Origin of the sequence: Maribacter sp. ACAM166 (assembly GCF_005771495.1) — a bacterium.
GTDB lineage: Bacteria > Bacteroidota > Bacteroidia > Flavobacteriales > Flavobacteriaceae > Maribacter.
This window is the reverse complement of record NZ_VAUW01000111.1, coordinates 1-610: the sequence shown is the minus strand read 5'-3', so window position 1 is coordinate 610 and position 610 is coordinate 1. Positions and strand designations below refer to the sequence as shown.

General features: G+C 35.6%; 1 pseudogene. It reads left to right on the top strand.

Going from position 1 to position 610, the window contains the following annotated elements:
• Window positions 1-12: 12 nt before the first annotated feature.
• Window positions 13-610: pseudogene (locus tag ES765_RS21575) on the top strand (site-specific integrase); the annotation flags it as partial.

Genomic DNA, 610 nt, shown 5'->3' with positions numbered 1-610 from the left:
GCCCTAGGAACAATGCTACAGACACTGGAAGATAACGAACTACTAAATTTCAATTTTATAAAAAACATAAAAGTCCTCAATTCGGTACCTAAGCGAAATAAAACCTTTACACTAGAAGTTGAGAACAGTATATTCACCTATTTGGAAAAAGAGGACCCCATACTCCTACTCTACATTAAATTCGTTGCATACAATTTCTTGAGGCCCATAGAAGTCTCAAGGCTGCGAATAGGTGATTTTAACCTGAAAAATAAAACCATCACCTTTCAATCCAAAAACAGCAATCTTAAAAAGAAGACCATACCCCAAATATTATTAGATGAATTACCAGACCTTTCTGAAATGAATCCCGACCATCTATTATTTACGCCTACAAAAATTGGAGGTACTTGGACGACTACCGAAACCAATAGAAGAAATTACTTCTCAAAACGTTTTAAGGCAAAAGTAAAACAGCATTTTAATCTTAATGAGGATTATGGCCTTTACAGCTTTAGACATACCTACATTACCAAACTCTATCGTAAGTTGCTTAAAGACACCTCTCCTTTCGCAGCAAAAAGTAACTTAATGCTTATAACCGGTCATAAGTCCATGTCGGCATTGGAAA